Consider the following 18638-nt stretch of genomic DNA (forward strand, 5'->3'; position numbering starts at 1 on the left):
TCGCGTAAGGATAGAATCATGACCAAACCCAAAGTACTCATCTCAGACAAGATGGACCCGAACGCCGCGCGCATTTTCGAAGAGCGCGGCTGCGATGTCGACGTGATCACAGGCGAAACACCCGAAGAACTGAAAGCCCGTATCGGGGATTATGACGGGCTCGCGATCCGCAGCTCGACCAAGGTGACCAAGGAAATCCTCGACGCGGCGACCAATCTCAAGGTGATTGGCCGGGCCGGGATCGGGGTCGACAATGTCGATATTCCCTACGCCAGCGGCAAGGGTGTGGTGGTGATGAACACCCCATTCGGCAATTCAATCACCACCGCCGAACATGCGATTGCCATGATGATGGCGCTCGCCCGCCAGATCCCCGATGCCAATACCCGCACCAAGGCGGGTGAATGGCCGAAGAAGGACTTCATGGGCGTCGAAGTCACCGGCAAGACGCTCGGCCTGATCGGCGCTGGCAATATCGGATCGATCGTCGCCAGCCGCGCGCTGGGCCTCAAGATGAAGGTGATGGCTTACGATCCCTTCCTGACCGAAGAGCGCGCGATCGAGCTGGGCGTGCAGAAAGCCGATCTCGAGTCAGTGCTTGCGAAGGCTGATTTCCTCACGCTGCATACGCCGCTCACCGACCAGACACGGAACATCCTCAACCGAGAGCGGCTCGAGAATGCCAAGCCCGGTTTGCGCATCGTCAATTGCGCTCGCGGCGGGTTGATAGACGAGCTGGCACTGGCCGATCTGCTGAAGAGCGGTCATATTGCCGGCGCCGCGCTTGACGTGTTCCAGACTGAACCGGCGACCGAAAGCCCGCTGTTCGATGCGCCGAACTTCATCTGCACGCCGCACCTCGGCGCATCGACTACCGAAGCGCAGGTCAATGTGGCGCTGCAGGTGGCCGAGCAGATGGCCGACTATCTCGTGAATGGCGGCGTGACCAATGCGCTCAACATGCCAAGCCTCAGCGCCGAAGAAGCACCCAAGCTCAAACCTTACATGGCGCTCGCGGAAAATCTCGGGTCGCTCGTAGGTCAGCTGGCGCATGGCAATCTCACGCAGATTAGTATCGAGCGCGAGGGTGCTGCAGCAGACCTCCAGGGCAAGCCGATCACCGCTGCCGTGCTGGCGGGGTTCATGCGCCGCTATTCGGACAGCGTGAACATGGTCAACGCACCTTACATGGCGAAAGAACGAGGTCTCGATGTGCGCGAAGTGCGGCACGATCGCGAAGGCGTGTATCACACGCTGATCCGCGTCACAGTGGCGACCAGCCAGGGGGATCGCTCTGTCGCTGGCACGCTGTTCGGCAATGAAGCGCCGCGTCTGGTTGAGATGTTCGGTGTCGGGATCGAGGCCGAGCTTTCGGGAAATATGCTCTACATCGTGAACGAAGATGCCCCTGGCTTTATTGGCCGGATCGGGACGCTCCTGGGCGGCCACGGGATCAATATCGGCACCTTCCATCTGGGACGGCGCGATGCTGGCGGCGAGGCAGTTTTGCTGCTTTCGGTCGACCAGCCAATTCCGACTGAAGTAGAGAAACAGGCGTGCGAACTTGAGGGCGTGAAGGTCGTCAAGGCACTTTCATTCTGAGGCAATCTGGGGCAGAGGCGCTGCCGCTATGACCGATCCGGAAGATCTTCTGCCCGAGGGGCTGCAGGACCGCTTGCCCGAAGATGCTGCGCTGCTGACCCGCGCGATGCGCGGCGCTCTCGCTGCAATGGATGCGCGCGGCTATGACCGCGTGCGGCCGCCGTTGGTCGAATTCGAAGGCTCGATGGCTCGCCGCATGGACGGGATCGAACCGCGCCGCATGTTCCGCTTTGTCGATCCGGTGAGCCTGCGCACCTTGGCGCTGCGTTCGGATATTACCGTGCAAGTGGGGCGGATCGCGTCGACCAGCATGACGGAAAGCCCGCGCCCATTGCGGCTGTGCTACGGCGGCGAAGTGGCTCGGATCAAAGCGGACCAGCTGGATCCGGCACGCCAAAAATTGCAACTGGGTGCTGAGCTGATCGGCAGCGATACCGTTGCCGCAGCATCGGAGATCGTGCTGCTGGGTATTGAGGCGCTGGCGGCGGCTGGCGCGACGGGCATTTCGGTTGATTTCACTCTGCCTGACCTAGTCGACACCTTGTCCAAACAGGCGCTGCCGCTCGATGCCGAGCAGGCCGAGGCTGTCCGGCGCGAGCTCGATACCAAGGATGCCGGGGGTCTCGCTGCGGCTGGCGGCGAAGGATATCTTCCGCTGCTCTACGCGACCGGCGCATTCGATGATGCGATCGAGAAACTCGCCGCAATCGATGCGGGCGGGGCGCTTGCCAGCCGGATTGCGGGCCTGCGCGAAATCTCCACCAGCATTGGCGACAAGGCCCGCGTCACGCTCGACCCGAGCGAGCGCCACGGCTTCGAATACCAGAGCTGGTTCGGTTTCACGCTCTATGCCGAAGGCGTGCTGGGCGCGCTGGGGCGGGGCGGGACCTACACCATTGGCGGTGCGAATGAACCGGCGACAGGCTTCTCGCTCTATCTCGATCCGTTACTCGACGCCGAAGGCGCGCTGGACCCGCTCGAAGCGCGCGATACGCTGTTCCTCCCGCTCGGCCATGATAGCGATGCCGCTGGCCGGTTGCGCGAAAGCGGCTGGCGGACTGTCGCGGCGCTTTCGGAAGCAGACGATCCTCAGGCCCTAGGTTGCACTCATATCCTCAAAGGCGGCGAACCCGTCGCTTTGTGAGTGGATTTTGGCTAAGCTGGCCGACATGGATAGCGAAGCCGAATTCATCGATGCAATTGCCGGCTGCCTGAGCGCGCCCAAGCCCCAGGAAAGCGCCGCCGAAACGCTCAAGTCGTGTCTGGACGCATGGTCGGGCCCGCCGCCCTGGATGGGCGAGCCACAAGCGGGCGGCTTCGATGTGATGCATGCGAGCGAAGATCTCACCATCATGCACCTCGTGTGGCCGCCGCGCTTGATTACCGAGCCGCACACGCATTCGATGTGGGCCACCATCGGGCTCTATGCTGGGCGTGAGAACAATATGCTGTGGAGACGCGCAGGAGGCTCCATTGAGGCAAGCGGTGCGAAGTCGCTTGCGGCGGGCGAAGTGTGCTCGTTTGGCCCGGACGTGATCCATTCGGTGCATAATCCGCTCGACGCGCTAACCGGGGCGATCCACATCTATGGCGGCGATTTCCTGGGTGCGCAGAACAGCGAATGGGATCCGCTGACTTATGCCGAAAGGCCGCGCGACATGGCCGAACAGCAGCGCAATTTTGCCCACGCAGGTAAAACTCGAGGAGACTGACGCATGGCTGATGCCCCCCAAGTCATCCGGATAGATCCTGATCCGCTCGCGCCCTATGCGATTGCGCCGGGTTGGAAGGTGGGCGGGATGCTTTACCTCTCAGGACAAGCCGCGATCGACGAGCAAGGCGCGATTGTCGGGGAGCGCGATTTCGATGCCCAGCTCGCGCAGACCATGGCCAATATCGCCCGCGTGCTGGAGGCGGGCGGCAGCAAGATGGAGAGGATAGTCAAGGTGACGATTTACCTCACCGACATGGCGAACTTTCCGAAGATCGTCGAAGCGCGAAAGCAGTATTTCACGCCGCCTTATCCTGCGGACACGATTGTCGAAGTACGATCGCTCGCGCTGCCCGAATTGATGGTTGAGATCGATGTGATCGCGGCAGTCGCTTAGGTGCGGCTGCGAGCGTTGGCGCCCATCCATTCGCCGGCTTTTGCGACCTTGTCCGGGCCGAGTTGCGCCGCAACCGCTCCCGACAATGTGGCGAGATCGATCTGGCGCAAGCTCTCTCGATAGGCCTCTTCAGCGCGCCAGAACCCCGCAGCAATATTGCATGGGACTTTGCAGTCTTTCGGCTTGCTCGCGCACGGTCCTTGCTGACGGATCTCGCTGCAGCGGAACATCGGCTCTTCTCCGTCCACCGCCAGCAATATATCGAGCAGCGTGATCTCGCCCGGCGGTTTGGCGAGTGTGTAGAACCCGCTCCTCCCACGGCCGCCGGTGACAATACCCGCGCGCGCAAGAGCTTGCATCTGCTTGGCCATATAAGGCTCGGGCAGCTCATGGAACTCGGCGAGGGCAGACAGCGAGAGGCCCTTGTCCGGCCATAGCGGCACCAAAAGCGCGCAGGCATGGCCCGCCCATTCGACACCTTTGTTGATCTTCATCTGCGTCAGCCCTATTGCGCCGGTCTCAATAAACGGATAGTAAATATCCGGATATAGGAGATCCGATAATGTATGGCAAACCTGACGCTCTCGACCGGCTGGTGCAAGTCCTCATCGCATTGGCAGCGGCTTTTGCCCTGTTCAACGGTATGTTCATGCTCACCGACCCGTTCGGCTGGTACGATTTCGTCGGGACGGTGAAGGCGAGCGGGCCTGCCAACCAGCATTTCATCCGCGATATCGGGATCGCCTATCTGGTGTCGGGCGCGCTGCTGGCATTTGCGGCGGCCAATCCGGCGCTGCGCTGGGGAAGCGCGATGGTCGGCACCTTGTGGCTCGGCGCGCACGGTATCTTGCATATCTACGAAGTACTGGCGGGCATCTGCAGCCCCGACATCTTCTGGCGCGATGCACCCGGCGTGCTCGGCCCGCCGCTGATCGTGATCGTCGCCGTGATGATCCAGTTGGCTCGCCAGCGCGTCTCGCCCGTGCCGCTGCCCAAAGCCATGTTCGTCAGCCTGATGAACCGGATGGTGGGTGATGCCGAGCCCTATTTTGACGACTTGTCCGATGCGGGCGGCTTCGCGGTCGAGAAGTTTCAGCATGGCATGGTGCTTTCAGGGCACTACTATCATGCGCCGAAGGACATGATCCATATGGCGCGGCTGGGTTCGACTCGGGCCGAGGACTGCGGGCCGTGCGTCGAGATCGTGCGCAATTTCGCACTGGCTGACCGGATGGATCCGGACCGCCTGCAGAACGCGCTGATGGGCAAGCCCGAGAACGAAGTGGACGCGCTGGCCTATGATTTCGGCTCCGCCATTGCGAGCGGAAATGTCGCCCAGGCGGCAGAGCTTGGCGAGCAGTTAGAAGCGCAATATTCGCGACCCATCCGCACCGAATTGACGCTCGCCGCCGCCAGTGGACGGCTATTCCCCGCGCTCAAACGCGGGCTGGGTTATGCATCCTCGTGTACGATCCCGGTGGCGGAGTGACGCACGCCGATCCGCGGCACATGCTTAATGGCGATTCACCGATCCTCGTGAGGCGTTGTTAACAGCGCAGGCCGAGTGCTGGATCGCGGAGGCCACCAACTGAGTAAGTTAGGGGCGCAAAATGTCCAAGATTACCCTGTTTATCCTGATTGCCACGGTTGTGCTGATCATCGCCGCAGTTCTGACGGATTCGGCGTTTGTCGCGGGCGGCAGCGGCGTGGTCCTGCTGGTTGGCCTCGCCTATGCCTATGTTGTGAGCAAGCGCGAAGCCGAGCGGCAGGAAAGCTGAGAAAAGCCCTCTTGCCTTGAGGGGAGAGCGTTGGGTGAGGGGTGTCCCACGCCGTTGGAACACAAACCCCCTCTCAACTTCGGCTAGGCGCCCTTCGACAAGCTCTGGATCGCCAAGCCTTCGTATCTCTCCCCCATCCGGAGGAGAGAAGGGCCGAAAGCGATTGGGTCGCTAGCGGACGTTGTTATCGAATTGCCACAAACATACTGACCATCTAGGATATCGCCATGAGCTATATTCGCGATCCATTGGTGCTTTGGGCCATCGGCGCACTTTCGTTAGCCTTTTCGATTGTCAGTTCACTCATCGCCGGATCGGTGGTCGGGATTCCAATGGCGTTGATCGGCGCAGCACTTGGTTATTCCCAAGAAAACGTGTTGCTAGTACTCGCATACACAGCAGTGGTTTGGCTTCCACTCGGATTTGGTATGGGAATGGCCACCGCCGTAAAATTTCTAAAGGGTTATAGGGTTCGCAATCCGAAAGGTGATTAGCTTGCCAACTCTACAATGTCCGCAATTGGGTCGTAAGCAGACATTCGCTCCTTTCCTACATTGCGTATTTCATGTGATATTAGGCACAAGTTTAAGAGTACGCTGCAAAACTCTGTACAGAAAAGCAAAATTTTCGTTTCCGCGCCAACCACTTTCCGCTCCATGGACAGTGCTCCATGTGCTCCATCGAGTAGGATTTGGGAACGCCGCCGCACGCCGCTTGACTCACCCCCGCAGGCCCCTCTACCCCGCGCACCGCATTCGGGGCTCACGTTGCCCCTCTATCCACATCCCGTAGTCGAGTCCTGTCGAAGGACTGCGCGGATCACCTTGGCAGGTGAGGACGCACAAGCATGGCCAACGTAACCGTAATCGGCGCCCAGTGGGGCGATGAAGGCAAGGGCAAGATCGTCGACTGGCTTGCCAGCCGTGCCGATGCTGTGGTGCGCTTCCAGGGCGGGCACAATGCCGGACATACGCTGGTCGTCGGCAACACCACTTACAAGCTCAGCCTGCTGCCATCGGGGATCGTCACCGGCACGCTCTCGATCATCGGCAATGGCGTCGTGCTCGATCCGTGGGCGCTCAAGGCCGAAGTCGAAAAGCTCGAAGGGCAGGGCGTCACCATCAGCGAAGAGAACTTCGCGGTGGCCGACAATTGCCCGCTGATCCTGCCGATCCACCGCGACCTTGATGGCCTGCGCGAAGCGGCTGCCGGATCGGGCAAGATCGGGACCACGGGCCGCGGGATCGGCCCGGCTTACGAAGACAAGGTCGGCCGCCGCGCGATCCGTGTGTGCGACCTCGCGCATCTCGACGCGCTCGAGCCGCAGCTTGATCGCCTCTGCGCCCATCATGACGCGCTTCGCGCCGGGTTCGACGAACCGCCGATCGATCGGGAGCGCCTGCTGGGCGATTTGCGCGAGATTGCACCATTCGTGCTGCGCTTCGCCCAGCCAGTGTGGAAACGGCTGAACAAGGTCCGCAAGGCGGGCGCCAAGATCCTGTTCGAAGGCGCGCAGGGCGTGCTGCTCGATATCGATCACGGCACGTACCCGTTCGTCACCAGTTCCAACACGGTGAGCGGGACGGCTGCTTCGGGAAGCGGCCTCGGGCCCAACTCGACCGGTTTCGTGCTGGGGATCGTCAAGGCCTATACCACGCGTGTGGGCAGCGGACCGTTCCCGACCGAGCTCGACGATGATGACGGGCAGCGGCTGGGCGAGCGGGGCCATGAGTTCGGCACTGTCACCGGGCGGCAGCGGCGCTGCGGCTGGTTCGATGCGGTGCTGGTGCGCCAGAGCTGCGCGATCAGCGGGGTGACCGGGATCGCGCTGACCAAGGTGGACGTGCTCGACGGGTTCGAGACGGTGAAGATCTGCACCGGCTATCGCCTCGACGGGAAGATCCTCGATTACCTGCCCGCCCATGCCGCCGACCAGGCGCGGGTCGAACCGATCTACGAGGAGATGGAAGGCTGGAGCGAAACAACCGCCGGCGCGCGCAGCTGGGCCAATCTTCCGGCGCAGGCGATCAAGTATATCCAGCGCGTGCAGGAGCTGATCGAAACGCCCGTTGCGTTGGTTTCGACCAGCCCCGAGCGCGAGGATACCATCCTGGTGCGTGATCCGTTTGTCGACTAACAGCTGGACTCGGTAACTCTCTCCCACGCTTGACAAAAATATCCGTTGTTCTACTTATGTTCCACACGAGTCGTGAAGGAACGTAGCAATGGCCCAGGCCGATTTCGCTTATCCGGACAGCAGCCGCGCTGGCTTGGGCGGGCTGACAACGCTGTCTGTTTTCGCCGATGACGAACTGGCGCGCGCGCGCCTTGCAGATGATGCGGCTTCGGCCGGCCTGGAGACGCGGCAAATGGCCGGGTTGGAATGCTTGCTGGCTGGCGATGTCCGCCCCCTGGGTGAAATCATCCTGATCGATTGTCCGGCGGTGAACGGCGACACGCTGGCGGCCTTGCTACGGCTCGATAAGCGTGCGGCGCGCGCAGACAGCCAGGTGATCGTGTCGACCCGGTTTGATGCTCTCGAGGATGTCTTTGCCTGTCTCACGCAGGCCGATGCGCAAATCCTGGTCGATCCGACTAGGGGTGAACGCGTATTGGCCTTGGGGCGTGCCTTGGCCAAAACGCGAAGCATGAGGGTGCGCGAGTTCTCTGATGATGAGCGGGTGACGCTGATCCGGCTGACCGAGCAGGTCGAGGAGATTGCCAAGCGTCTCGATACGTTCCCTGAGCGCGGCGGTGATGGCGTGTTCCGGTTCGAGTCGCCCAAGAGCGGATTCAAGGGCAAGGACGGTACGCAGGAAGGCCGGCTCCGGGCTGCCAAGCCTCCGCTGCCCGATCCACGGCTCGTGCGCGCCATAATTTCCAGGCGCCAGAAGCGCCGCGACTATTTTGACGGCGCTCTGTTTGCCGATCCGGCGTGGGACATGCTGCTCGATCTCACCGCTGCACGGGTCGAGCATCGCCGGGTCTCGGTTACCTCGCTCTGCATTGCCTCAGGTGTCCCGGCGACCACCGCGCTTCGCTGGATCGCGCAAATGGTCGAAAGCGGCTTGTTCGAGCGGGTCGAGGACGATGCCGACAAGCGGCGCGCATTCATCGGTCTGACCGACAGGGCCGCCGATGCCATGGCGCGCTATTTCGCCGAAATTGGCGGCGAGGTGGGTTAGGTCAGCGCTAGCGTTCGAGCATTCTCGCGCCGGCCATTCCCGCGACCATTGCGATCACGAAAATAGCGGCGGAGATGGGTTCGATCACGAGTGCCGCGACAGCGGGGCCGGGGCAAAGCCCGGCGATCCCCCAGCCGATCCCGAACAGCGCCGCTCCGCCGATGAGGCTGGGTGTCAGATCGGTTCGATCTGGCAAGGCGAACTGGCTCTCGAAAAGCGGGCCCGCGAGCCGGCGCTGGACTTGCCACGCAACCGCCATGACGATGAGCGCTCCGCCCATCACGAAGGCCAAGGTGGGGTCCCAATCGCCAAACAGGTCGAGGAAACCGCGCACCCGCGCCGGATCGGTCATCCCGCCGGTAGCCAGACCGGCACCGAATAGCGTTCCGCACACTAGCGAAACTATGGTCCGAGCGTTCATGGCAGGACCTCGATGTCCAGTGCATTCATGATCGCCACAGTAGCGATTCCAGTCGCCATGAAAGTGATCGTCGCAACCAGCGAGCGTTGCGACAGCCTGCTGACTCCGCAAACGCCGTGGCCACTGGTGCATCCGCTACCGAGGCGCGTTCCAAAGCCGACGATGATGCCGGCTATGCCCAGCAAAACCGGATTGGCGAAGCTCGCCGTAAGACCGCCTTTGATAAGCAAAATGATCAACGCGCCCAGCGGAAGCCCGATGACGAACGCCCATGCGGCGGATCGCTCCATTCCTGCCGGGGCAAGGCCGACTGCGCGGGCAGCGATGCCGGAGATTCCGGCGATGCGCCCCAGTCCAAGCAGCATTATGGTAGCGGACAGACCGATTAGAAGACCGCCGATCAGTCCGCCGATGGGATCGGCAACCGGAAAACCTGGCAACATGCGAAACGCTCCTCTCCCGCTATTGACGCCCCCCGACTCTAGGATCTCCGGAGGATGACTACCAGTCCCTCGATCGGCGTCTGCTCTTCCGTCAGCGGGCGGCGCAAAGCATCGGCCCGGGCACGGATCAGGATCGGCTCGGGAACACCGGGATCGTGCATCACGACATCGGCCATGCCGAGCAGGCGTGCATGGCGCAGGGTAAGATCTTCGGGATCGTCACTGTCGAGGACAATATCGATTGTTCGCGATCGCGCAACCTCGCGGTTGCCTTTCAGCCAGTCGTTTAGCCGTTCTGCGGAAGCGCCGTCCAACACATCGAGCGCTCCGCCTTCCCCCAGTGCTTCGTCCAGTGCCCGTCGGCGATCATCGCCATTGGTGAACGTCTCGCGCAGCCGGTCGCGCGCATCCGAAAGGCCCTGCGTCAGCCTGCCGATCGTCTGCGGCAGGAGGGCTTCCAGCCGAAGCCGCAAGTGCTTGGCGAGCCCCGCCGAAGCGCCGCTGGTCGATATGGCAACCAGCACCGGATCGCGTTCCAGGATGCTGGGGAGAGTGAAGTCACACAGATCGGGCATGTCAGCGACATTCACCAGCAGGCCCTTCGCCTTGAGTCGCCGTGCGGCAGCCTGGGCCTCCCTCTCATCTTCCAGTGCCACGAATGCTAGCTTCGCATGATGCGCCTCGGCCTCCGAGCAACGGGTGCCGCCCGCGCGCTCGATCAGCCTCTGCTTGGCCTCCGCCATCGCTCCATCACCAACCAGCACCACGCGCTGGCCTGCGATCCGGTGGAAGAGCGGCAGGCTTCGCATCGCGGTATCAGCTCAGGAAGTCGGGGACGCGTTCGGCATCCATGATTGCGGCGGCGGCGATGCGGTCAGCCACGACCGCGTATTGACTCCCGCTCACCATCACTTCGGCAACAAAACCGCGCGAATTATAAGAACTCGCCATGGTTGCGCCGTAAGCCCCGGCGGTGCGGAACACGGCAAGGTCACCCGATTGTAGTGCATCGCATTCGCGGTCGCGCGCGAAAGTATCGCCGGTCTCGCAAATCGGGCCGACGATGTTGGCGGTCATGCTTTCGCCCGAAGGTTCAACCGCGTCGAAATCGTGCCAAGCGCCGTAGAGCGCCGGGCGGGCGAGATCATTCATTGCCGCATCGACAATCACGAAGGGTGGCCCGTTGCCGCCGCGCTTCACGCGGATAACACGGGTCAACAGCACCCCGGCATTGCCCGCAATCACGCGGCCCGGTTCGAATGCGAGGTGGACACCCCAGCCATCCGTCGCGCGGGCGACCATCGAGCCGTAGTCAGAAGGCGAAGGCGGGTTCTCGCCCGCCTTGTAAGGCACTCCCAGGCCGCCGCCCAGATCGACATGCGTGATCTTGTGTCCGGCCTGGCGCAAGTCCGCGACTAGCTGACCAACTTTGGCGAAAGCACTTTCAAGCGGTTCGAGATCGAGCAGTTGGCTACCGATATGGACTGCCACGCCGCGCAGGTTCAGTCCTTCCAGATGCGCAAGTTCATCAAACACTTCGAGTGCGTGGACTAGCGGGATACCGAACTTGTTCTCGGCCTTGCCGGTCGAGATCTTCTCATGCGTCTTGGCATCGACATCGGGATTGATCCGCAAGGTCGCCTGCGCTGTCCGGCCCAGTTTTGCTGCTAGCTCCGCCAGCTCGCAGCCCTCTTCGCGCGATTCGATATTGAACTGGCCGATCTGCTTCTCAAGACCGAGTTCCAGTTCGGCGCGCGTCTTACCGACACCAGAAAAAACGATCTTCTCCGCCGGCATGCCTGCTGCCAGTGCGCGGGTCAGCTCACCGCCCGAGACCACATCCGCGCCATAGCCCTCATTTGCCAACACTTTGAGCACAGCAAGATTGGGGTTGGACTTCACCGCGAAAGCGATCAGCGGCTCGTGCCCCGATTGCTCGGCAACAGGCGCGAGGCCTGCGCGAAATACGCGTGCATGCCGCTCGAGCGTAGCGCGCGAATACACGTAGACCGGGGTGCCAACCTCTTCCGCAATGCGCGGGAGCGGAACATCTTCGGCGTTAAGTACGCCGCCTCGAATCTGGAAATGGTCCATCGCGCTTAGTCCGGCGGAAGGTCGAAAGGATCGTCTTCACGCTCTTCCGAACGACGGCGCAATTCGACGCTGCGCTCGGGTGCAGCGAGGGTTTCCATTTCGAGCAACTCTTCCGCATTGGGCCGTTCCCCGGCGCCGAAGGGTGCGGGCGGCAGGCTCGATCCGGCCTGCGGCTCAAGATCGCGGCTTTGACCGCAAGCGGCCAGCGCCAGGATCGAAACAGGGGCGAGGATGGCAAGCTTGCTGCGCATTAGTCGTCCATTCCCATCAGTTTCCTCGCTTCGGCCACGCGCGCGCGGACCTGGTCGGGTGCGGTTCCCCCGAAAGATGACCGGGCAGCGACCGATGCCTCGACCGAAAGCGCATCATACACGCGCTCGTCGATCCGCCCATCGATTTTCCGTAGCTCATCAAGCGATAGCGCGTCGAGCGCCACGCCCTTGCTTTCGGCCAGCTTGACCGCGGCGCCAGTAACATGATGCGCCTCGCGGAATGGCACGTCGGCTTCGCGCACCAGCCAGTCGGCGAGGTCCGTTGCGGTCGCATAGCCGAGTTCGGCGGCTTCGCGCATCCGCTCGGTGTTAAACGCGCTGTCGGCTACCATTCCGGCCATTGCGGCGAGGCACAGGTCAAGCAGCCCTGCGGCTTCGAACACCGGCGGCTTGTCGTCCTGCATGTCTTTCGAATAAGCGAGCGGCAGGCCCTTCATCGTTACTTGAAGCGCGGTCGCGCAGCCGATGATCCGTCCGGCATGACCGCGCACCAGTTCCGCCGCATCGGGGTTCTTCTTCTGCGGCATGATCGAACTGCCGGTGCTGAGTGCGTCGGGCAGACGGATAAAACCGAATGGCTGGCTTGCCCACAGCACCATTTCCTCGGCCAGGCGAGATAGGTGGATGGCGCATTGGCTGGCCGCCTGGAGGTAATCGAGCGCAAAATCGCGGTCCGATACGGCGTCGAGAGAATTGCGCGTCGGAAAGGCAAAGCCAAGCTCTTTTGCCGTCGCGTCGCGATCGATCGGGAAGCCAGTCCCGGCCAGCGCCGCGCTGCCAAGCGGGCAGAGGTTCATCCTGTCGCGCGCCGCTGCAAAGCGGTCACGATCCCGGTGAAACATCTCGAAATAAGCCATTAAGTGATGGCCGAGCGTCACCGGCTGTGCGGTTTGCAAATGGGTGAAGCCGGGCATGATGCTGCCAGAATGTTCGCCTGCCCGCTCAACCAGCGAAACCATCACTAGGCCTAGACCGTAGTCGGCGCGGTCCATTGCATCGCGCACCCACATCCGGAAATCGGTCGCGACCTGGTCGTTGCGGCTGCGCGCCGTGTGCAAACGGCCTGCCACCGGGCCGATCAATTCGGCCAGCCGTGCCTCGACCGTCATGTGAATGTCTTCGAGGTCCCAGTCTTCCGGAACCCCATCGCGCTCATATTCGGCGGCGACCTTGTCGAGCCCTTCGGAAATCGTCTTGGAATCGTCCGCGCTCACGATCCCCTGCGCGCCCAGCATCGCGACATGCGCCTTCGATGCGGCGATATCCTGCCGCCACAGCGCCTTGTCGAAGGGAATGGAGGCGTTTATCTCGCGCATGATCGCGCTCGGCCCTTCGGCAAAGCGTCCGCCCCACATCTGATTGGAGCCCTTGTCAGTGTCCCGTTCGCCGCTCACGTCTGTTCTGATCGCCATGCTGCTGCTTTCGGGCTGCGATAGGGAAGCGCCGCATGACTCGCAACAACAGCCGCAATTGGGGGCGGCAAAGCCTGAATTGACTGGCGAGATCGATCGCGGCTTTTCCGGCGACCTGATGCCGGCGGTCGCGTTGACCGATCCGGCGGGCCGGAGCCTCAACACCGGTGCTTTGCAGGGGCAGCATGTGCTTGTGAACCTGTGGGCGACCTGGTGCGCGCCGTGCATCGCCGAGATGCCGCTGCTGGATGAGCTGGCGGCGGATTACGACGGGCGGATGCGCGTGGTCACGGTGAGCCAGGATTTGCAAGGCGCCGAGCGGGTCGAGCCATTTTTCGCCCAGCGATCATTCGAATTTCTCGAACCGTGGCTCGATCCCGACACGCGGCTAGGCTTCGCGCTGGGCGATGTCGTCCTGCCAACCACAGTTCTCTACGATGCCAGCGGCCAGGAAATCTGGCGCGTGGTCGGCGGCTATGACTGGGGCAGCGAGGAAGCTCGCGCCGCTATCGATGAGGCTTTGGGGACTTAGGCAAAACGAGGAGTGGTGGGCGATGACAGGCTCGAACTGCCGACCCTCTCGGTGTAAACGAGATGCTCTACCAACTGAGCTAATCGCCCCACGGCTCGCTTTGCAAGTGGGGGCTATCTAGCGTCCAATTCTGCAAAATCAATTGCTGATGGCGCGAAAGTTTTCCGACCGCTAGGTCGCTGGGCATGACGCAGCCGAGAATCACTGTCCTGGCCACAGGGGGAACCATTGCCGGAAAGGCCGGTTCGGCCACCCGGCACGACTATCGCCCGGGCCAGATCGGAATCGATGAATTGCTCGGCCAGGTAAGCGCGCTGGGCATCGATTCGCAATTCCGCGGCCAGCAGATCGCCAATATCGGTTCGGAGGACATAGGCGAGCAAATCTGGGCACAGCTGCACCGCGCTGCGCTTGCGGCGATCAATGATCCGGCGTGTAACGGAGTGATCATCACCCATGGCACCGACACAGTCGAGGAAACCGCATTCCTGTTCGACCAAACCCTGCCGGCAGACAAGCCGGTGGTGATGGTCGGCGCGATGCGGCCAGCTGATGCGGTCGGATCTGACGGACTGCGGAATTTCGCCAATGCGGTGCAGGTCGTGAGCGACGGCGATGCGGCTGGCAGGGGCGTATTGGTGGTGATGGGAGACAAGGTTTTCGCCGCGCGCGATATCCGCAAGGCGCGCACGGCCAGCGCCGATGCGTTCGCGGGCTATCCGCGCGACGAGATTGGACTGGTCAGGCCCAGCAAACTGGAATGGTTCGGAGCTCCTTGGCGCAGCGGAGAAGAGGCGCGCTTTGCTTATCCCGATCCGTGGCCTGAAGTCGCTCTGATTTACATCTATGCCGGGATTACGGCGGACGTTGCTGCGCGGCAAATCACCGGAAAGACGCGCGCGGTCATCGTCGCGGGAGTGGGAGAGGGCAATATGCCCGAAGCTGTCCGCGACTATCTGGCAGGGCTCGCCAAGGCAGGGATGATCGTCGTTCGTGCCAGCCGCGTCGAAGAGGCGCTGGTTGATCGCGCCCCTTCTGACGACGAGCTGGGCTTTATCGCGGTCCGTGCATTGCGGCCCGCGAAGGCACGAATTCTCGTACAGCTCATGCTGGCGAGCGGGAAAGCCGATCGTGTGGCGATCCAGGCCGAGTTTGATCGGCGGTAAATTTGTGTTGGGTGCGGGAAGCTCCTCCGTTCTGACGTTGCGTACCCAACAGTTCGCTTTTTCTGCCAAAGGCCACTCTCTTACCTTCGCCGACATTTCTTTCGCACCTGCAATATAACGCAAGCCAAACAGCGGTTTTGGCGCTATGGGACGCGGTCAAGGCGCTTTCGGCCAAGGCCTTCGCCGCCAAGTGAGCTGAGTGCAGAAACTGCACCATCCTCACATACTTCTTTCCCCGGCGCCATTTTTTGCGCTCTTTTTCAAGCGAAAATGCATGTCTTTTGAAACTCTTCCTCCGATTATCGGAGAAGCCCTTGCCGCCCGCGGCTATACCGAACCCACACCTGTTCAAGCGGCTACAATTGCTCCTGATTCTGCCGGACGTGATCTGATCGTCTCGGCGCAGACCGGATCGGGTAAAACGGTTGCCTTTGGTATTGCTTTGGCGGAGCAACTGCTCGGCGAGATCCGCGGGACGCCGCTAACCGAAAAACCGCTTGCTCTCGTTATCGCGCCCACGCGTGAACTGGCCCTGCAAGTCAGCCGGGAACTCGGCTGGCTCTACGCCAAGGCCGGGATGCAGATCGCGACCTGCGTCGGAGGGATGGATGCCAGCAAGGAAAGGCGCGCCTTGCGCTCGGGGCCGGCCATTGTGGTCGGCACGCCAGGCCGGCTGAGAGACCATCTCGAACGCGGCGCGCTCGACTTGTCGGGGCTGATAGGTGTTGTCCTGGATGAGGCGGACGAAATGCTCGACATGGGCTTTCGCGACGATCTCGAGGAAATCCTCGACGCAACTCCTGACACCCGCCGCACTCTGCTATTTTCTGCCACCATGCCGCGTGCAATCGTTCGGTTAGCAGAGCGATACCAGTCAAACGCGCTCCGGCTCTCGCTGGCAGGTAATGATCGCGGGCACGGCGATATCGACTACCAGGCAATCAGCGTCGGTCCGTCCGAAATCGAGAACGCCGTCGTCAATCTGCTGCGCTTTCATGAGGCCGAATCCGCTATCTGTTTCTGCGCCACTCGCGACAGTGTCCGGCGGCTCCACGCCACTTTGCAAAATCGTGGCTTCGGCGTGGTCGCGCTGTCCGGTGAGCACTCGCAGCAAGAACGCAATCAGGCTTTGCAAGCCATGCGTGATCGGCGTGCCCGCGTGTGCGTCGCCACTGATGTCGCCGCACGCGGCCTCGACTTGCCGACGCTAAGCTTGGTCATCCATGTCGAAACGCCGCGCGACGCCGAAACGCTGCAGCACCGCTCTGGCCGTACCGGCCGCGCGGGCAAGAAGGGCACTGCGGCGATTATCGTCCCCTACAATCGCCGCAAGCGCGTCGAAAGTATGCTGCGCGGCGCGAAGATCGAAGCCAAATGGATCGACGCACCGACGCCCGAGGCGATCCGCAAGAAAGACCATGCGCGCCTGATGGAAAAGCTCACGGCACCGGCCGACTATGAAGATGATGACCGCGCCATTGCAACAGAGCTAATGGAGCGGCTTCCTGCGGAGGACATAGCCGCGGCGCTTGTGCAGGCGCACCGGGCGAAGATGCCGCAACCTGAAGAACTGCTCGCCAACACGCCCGAGGCGCGCGAAAGAGCGAAAGCAGAGCGCCACCGCCCGGGTTTTGAGGACATAGTCTGGTTCAAGATGGGTATTGGCCGCCGCCAGAACGCCGAACCACGCTGGATCTTGCCGCTCATCTGCCGCCGCGGCCATATCACGCGCAACGAAATCGGCGCTATTCGCGTCGGTCCCAACGAATCCTGGTTTCAGGTCCCTCGCGCGATTGCAGCCAAGTTCGCGGAAACCCTGCTACGTACCGCGTCCAGCGAGGACGAACAGGACGCGATCGAGATCAAAGAGTCGCCTGAAGGTCCGCGGATCGAAGCGCGCAACAACCGCAAGCATGGCGGAGCAGATGTGCGCGCCAAGCCGTTCCGTAAAGGGAACGGCGGCAAGCCTCGTTTTGCTTCCAAAGGTGGGAAGAAAGACGCATCCCGGCCCGACGGTGGCAAATCCCGATCGGGTAAGCCCAAATCCGGTTTCAAGGGTAAAGGCAAGGGTAAGGCCGCGGGCAAAGCCAAGGGGCCACCACAAGGTTAAGCGCCCGGATCGAAGCAGCGGTAGAGAGAGCCTCGTCCGGAGTCGCTGTGAGGCGCTCCTACTGTTCGACATCTTGCAAGTTTGCGCAGATCTTGCCGGCTGCCGGAGGCCACATACCTCAAATTCATGGCCCAAAGCATCCCATCCGCAGACAGCCGCAAATGGTCAATCGATTAATTGAGACCCATGATCCGCGTCCTTCGGGCCGGTGCCGGGCGCCGCGGCTGGTGCAATCAGTGGCGAGTAGATGCCACCGGGCTCATCCCCACGGCGTAACGAGATATTTCTCGCCGGTTTTCATCTGGCGATAGTCGAGGATCGCGTCTTTCGTCAGCATCGCTTCGAGGTCGACCTTGGTCTTGTAGCTGCTGGCAAAGGTCGTCGTCAGGTTGTCGATCACGCGCTGGCGCATCCGCATCATCGTTTCCATCCCTGCCTGCTGCAGGAACGGCGTCAGCAGCCAGCCCGATAGTGTCCAGCCAAAGCCATATGAGGGCGTCAGCGTGGTCGGAGCGAAGTCGAGGCGGCCGTAAATGAACATGCGCTTCGCCTGGTTGGAACCGTAACGGGAATATTCTGTCATCTTCGAAACCGCGACTTGCTCCATTGCCTTGAAGCAACTGTCTATCATCTTACCGCCGCCGATCGGATCAAAGCCGTAGAAAGCGTCGGTCGTGTCGATCGCGCTCTTGAGCTGGTCCATGAAATCATCGTCTGATGAGTTAACAACATGCTCCGCGCCAAGACCCTTGAGCAAGTCGACTTGGTCCTGCTTGCGCACGATATTGACCAGCGCGAGATCGTCTTCCTGGCAGATCTTGACCAGCATCTGGCCCAGGTTCGATGCGCCGACGGTGTGGAGAATAGCCTTCTGACCATCCATCCGTGCGTTCTCGGCAAAGCCCAGCGCGGTCATCGGATTGACGAAGCTTGATGCACCTTCTTCTGAAGAATGGTCGCCGAGCGGCAGGCACATCGCCGCGTCCGCAATGGCGTATTGGCTGAAAGCATTGCCGGGAACGCAGGCCACACGCTGGCCCATCAGCGCCTTGGCCATGTCAGAATCGCCCGTCGCAACCACTGTACCCGCACCTTCGTTACCAGCAGGCAGCCGCTGGTCATGGCGCGCCTTGGCAGCGGAATTGAACGGTTCAGGCATGTTGGCGACGACCTTGCCCGGCGAATATTCGGCATTCTCGAAATCGGCCGCCCCAGTGAGGATGGCCAGATCGGACGGGTTGATCGGTGCCGCCTCCATCTTGACGAGGACCTGGTTGCCAGTGGGGTCGGGAAATTCGCTGTCGACGATCTCGACCGTGAGCGTCCCATCCGAAGTCAGCGTGGTGAAAAGTTGCTTGCCGGTGGTGCTCATTGAAATTCTCCTCGTTCGACTGGTTGAATCGACTGATGGTCGATTGATGGGTTGCGATCAAGGACTGTCTGTGGGCAGGGGGCTTGCGTTTATCGAAGGCTGACGTATCGCGCCTTGGAAATCGGAGACTGCATCCATGAAAC

20 protein-coding genes and 1 tRNA gene are annotated in these 18638 nt (G+C 61.7%); 12 read left to right on the plus strand and 9 right to left on the minus strand.

All coding sequences use genetic code 11. The annotated features are described in order from the left end of the window. Positions 1-18 precede the first annotated feature (18 nt). The 4 genes from serA to ACEWMW_RS08200 are packed head-to-tail and all read left to right on the plus strand — an operon-like array spanning position 19 to position 3710. Positions 19-1602, plus strand: a complete 1584-nt coding sequence (gene serA / locus ACEWMW_RS08185) for a phosphoglycerate dehydrogenase (protein WP_409413391.1) — start codon at positions 19-21, stop codon at positions 1600-1602. A 28-nt stretch (positions 1603-1630) separates the two neighbouring features. Next, the gene (locus ACEWMW_RS08190) at positions 1631-2746 is read left to right on the plus strand and encodes an ATP phosphoribosyltransferase regulatory subunit (RefSeq protein ID WP_409413392.1); all 1116 of its coding nucleotides are present in this window, start codon (positions 1631-1633) and stop codon (positions 2744-2746) included. Positions 2747-2771: 25 nt separating this feature from the next. Next, entirely contained in the window at positions 2772-3314 is a 543-nt protein-coding gene (locus tag ACEWMW_RS08195) for a hypothetical protein (RefSeq protein ID WP_409413393.1), read from the plus strand. A 3-nt stretch (positions 3315-3317) separates the two neighbouring features. Then, positions 3318-3710: a RidA family protein gene (locus tag ACEWMW_RS08200; RefSeq protein ID WP_409413394.1), complete on the plus strand. Its 393-nt coding sequence runs from the start codon at positions 3318-3320 to the stop codon at positions 3708-3710. On the opposite strand, the gene ACEWMW_RS08205 is transcribed toward ACEWMW_RS08200, so the two are convergent. Next, positions 3707-4204, minus strand: coding sequence for an RrF2 family transcriptional regulator (locus ACEWMW_RS08205; RefSeq protein WP_409413395.1), 498 nt, complete (start codon positions 4202-4204; stop codon positions 3707-3709). The two genes, ACEWMW_RS08200 and ACEWMW_RS08205, sit on opposite strands and share 4 nt — an antisense overlap. A gap of 68 nt (positions 4205-4272) precedes the next feature. Between ACEWMW_RS08205 and ACEWMW_RS08210 the strand changes: the two genes are divergently transcribed. The 5 genes from ACEWMW_RS08210 (at position 4273) to ACEWMW_RS08230 (ending at position 8673) form a co-directional block, all read left to right on the plus strand. After that, a complete protein-coding gene (locus ACEWMW_RS08210; protein WP_409413396.1) occupies positions 4273-5199 on the plus strand; it encodes a hypothetical protein in 927 nt (308 codons plus the stop codon). A 121-nt stretch (positions 5200-5320) separates the two neighbouring features. Then, entirely contained in the window at positions 5321-5488 is a 168-nt protein-coding gene (locus ACEWMW_RS08215) for a hypothetical protein (RefSeq protein WP_409413397.1), read from the plus strand. A 227-nt stretch (positions 5489-5715) separates the two neighbouring features. Beyond that, positions 5716-5982 (plus strand): hypothetical protein, encoded by a 267-nt coding sequence (locus ACEWMW_RS08220; RefSeq protein WP_409413398.1) that lies wholly within the window; start codon positions 5716-5718, stop codon positions 5980-5982. Between the two features lie 353 nt (positions 5983-6335). After that, a complete protein-coding gene (locus ACEWMW_RS08225; protein WP_409413399.1) occupies positions 6336-7625 on the plus strand; it encodes an adenylosuccinate synthase in 1290 nt (429 codons plus the stop codon). An 88-nt stretch (positions 7626-7713) separates the two neighbouring features. After that, positions 7714-8673, plus strand: a complete 960-nt coding sequence (locus tag ACEWMW_RS08230) for a winged helix DNA-binding protein (RefSeq protein ID WP_409413400.1) — start codon at positions 7714-7716, stop codon at positions 8671-8673. 7 nt (positions 8674-8680) lie between these two features. Here the strand turns inward: ACEWMW_RS08230 and ACEWMW_RS08235 are convergent, their stop codons facing one another. Genes ACEWMW_RS08235 through argH form a run of 6 tightly spaced genes read right to left on the minus strand, consistent with a single transcriptional unit; the run spans position 8681 to position 13258 of the window. After that, the gene (locus ACEWMW_RS08235) at positions 8681-9094 is read right to left on the minus strand and encodes a DUF6691 family protein (RefSeq protein ID WP_409413401.1); all 414 of its coding nucleotides are present in this window, start codon (positions 9092-9094) and stop codon (positions 8681-8683) included. Further along, complete coding sequence (locus ACEWMW_RS08240) at positions 9091-9537, minus strand: YeeE/YedE family protein (protein WP_409413402.1); 447 nt, start codon at positions 9535-9537, stop codon at positions 9091-9093. Before ACEWMW_RS08240 ends, ACEWMW_RS08235 begins: the two co-directional genes overlap by 4 nt. Positions 9538-9575: 38 nt before the next feature. Next, positions 9576-10346, minus strand: coding sequence for a precorrin-2 dehydrogenase/sirohydrochlorin ferrochelatase family protein (locus tag ACEWMW_RS08245; protein WP_409413403.1), 771 nt, complete (start codon positions 10344-10346; stop codon positions 9576-9578). Positions 10347-10353: 7 nt separating this feature from the next. Then, positions 10354-11631 (minus strand): diaminopimelate decarboxylase, encoded by a 1278-nt coding sequence (lysA, locus tag ACEWMW_RS08250; RefSeq protein WP_409413404.1) that lies wholly within the window; start codon positions 11629-11631, stop codon positions 10354-10356. A gap of 5 nt (positions 11632-11636) precedes the next feature. After that, positions 11637-11882 (minus strand): hypothetical protein, encoded by a 246-nt coding sequence (locus ACEWMW_RS08255; protein ID WP_409413405.1) that lies wholly within the window; start codon positions 11880-11882, stop codon positions 11637-11639. Beyond that, on the minus strand, positions 11882-13258 hold the full coding sequence (argH, locus tag ACEWMW_RS08260) for an argininosuccinate lyase (RefSeq protein ID WP_409413630.1): 1377 nt from the start codon (positions 13256-13258) through the stop codon (positions 11882-11884). The genes ACEWMW_RS08255 and argH overlap by 1 nt, the downstream gene beginning before the upstream one ends. A gap of 55 nt (positions 13259-13313) precedes the next feature. On the opposite strand from argH, the gene ACEWMW_RS08265 reads away from it, so the two are divergent. Next, complete coding sequence (locus tag ACEWMW_RS08265; RefSeq protein WP_409413406.1) at positions 13314-13847, plus strand: TlpA family protein disulfide reductase; 534 nt, start codon at positions 13314-13316, stop codon at positions 13845-13847. Positions 13848-13860: 13 nt separating this feature from the next. Here ACEWMW_RS08265 and ACEWMW_RS08270 read toward each other — a convergent pair. After that, positions 13861-13936 (minus strand) — tRNA-Val (locus ACEWMW_RS08270). 96 nt (positions 13937-14032) lie between these two features. Here ACEWMW_RS08270 and ACEWMW_RS08275 point away from each other — a divergent pair. Further along, positions 14033-15013, plus strand: a complete 981-nt coding sequence (locus ACEWMW_RS08275) for an asparaginase (protein ID WP_409413407.1) — start codon at positions 14033-14035, stop codon at positions 15011-15013. A gap of 274 nt (positions 15014-15287) precedes the next feature. Further along, a complete protein-coding gene (locus tag ACEWMW_RS08280; RefSeq protein ID WP_409413408.1) occupies positions 15288-17123 on the plus strand; it encodes a DEAD/DEAH box helicase in 1836 nt (611 codons plus the stop codon). 259 nt (positions 17124-17382) lie between these two features. On the opposite strand, the gene ACEWMW_RS08285 is transcribed toward ACEWMW_RS08280, so the two are convergent. Next, positions 17383-18495: a zinc-binding dehydrogenase gene (locus ACEWMW_RS08285; RefSeq protein ID WP_409413409.1), complete on the minus strand. Its 1113-nt coding sequence runs from the start codon at positions 18493-18495 to the stop codon at positions 17383-17385. Between the last annotated feature and the right edge of the window lie 143 nt (positions 18496-18638).

The sequence above is a fragment of the Litorerythrobacter xanthomarinus genome (assembly GCF_046254955.1).
Classification (GTDB): domain Bacteria; phylum Pseudomonadota; class Alphaproteobacteria; order Sphingomonadales; family Sphingomonadaceae; genus Qipengyuania_C.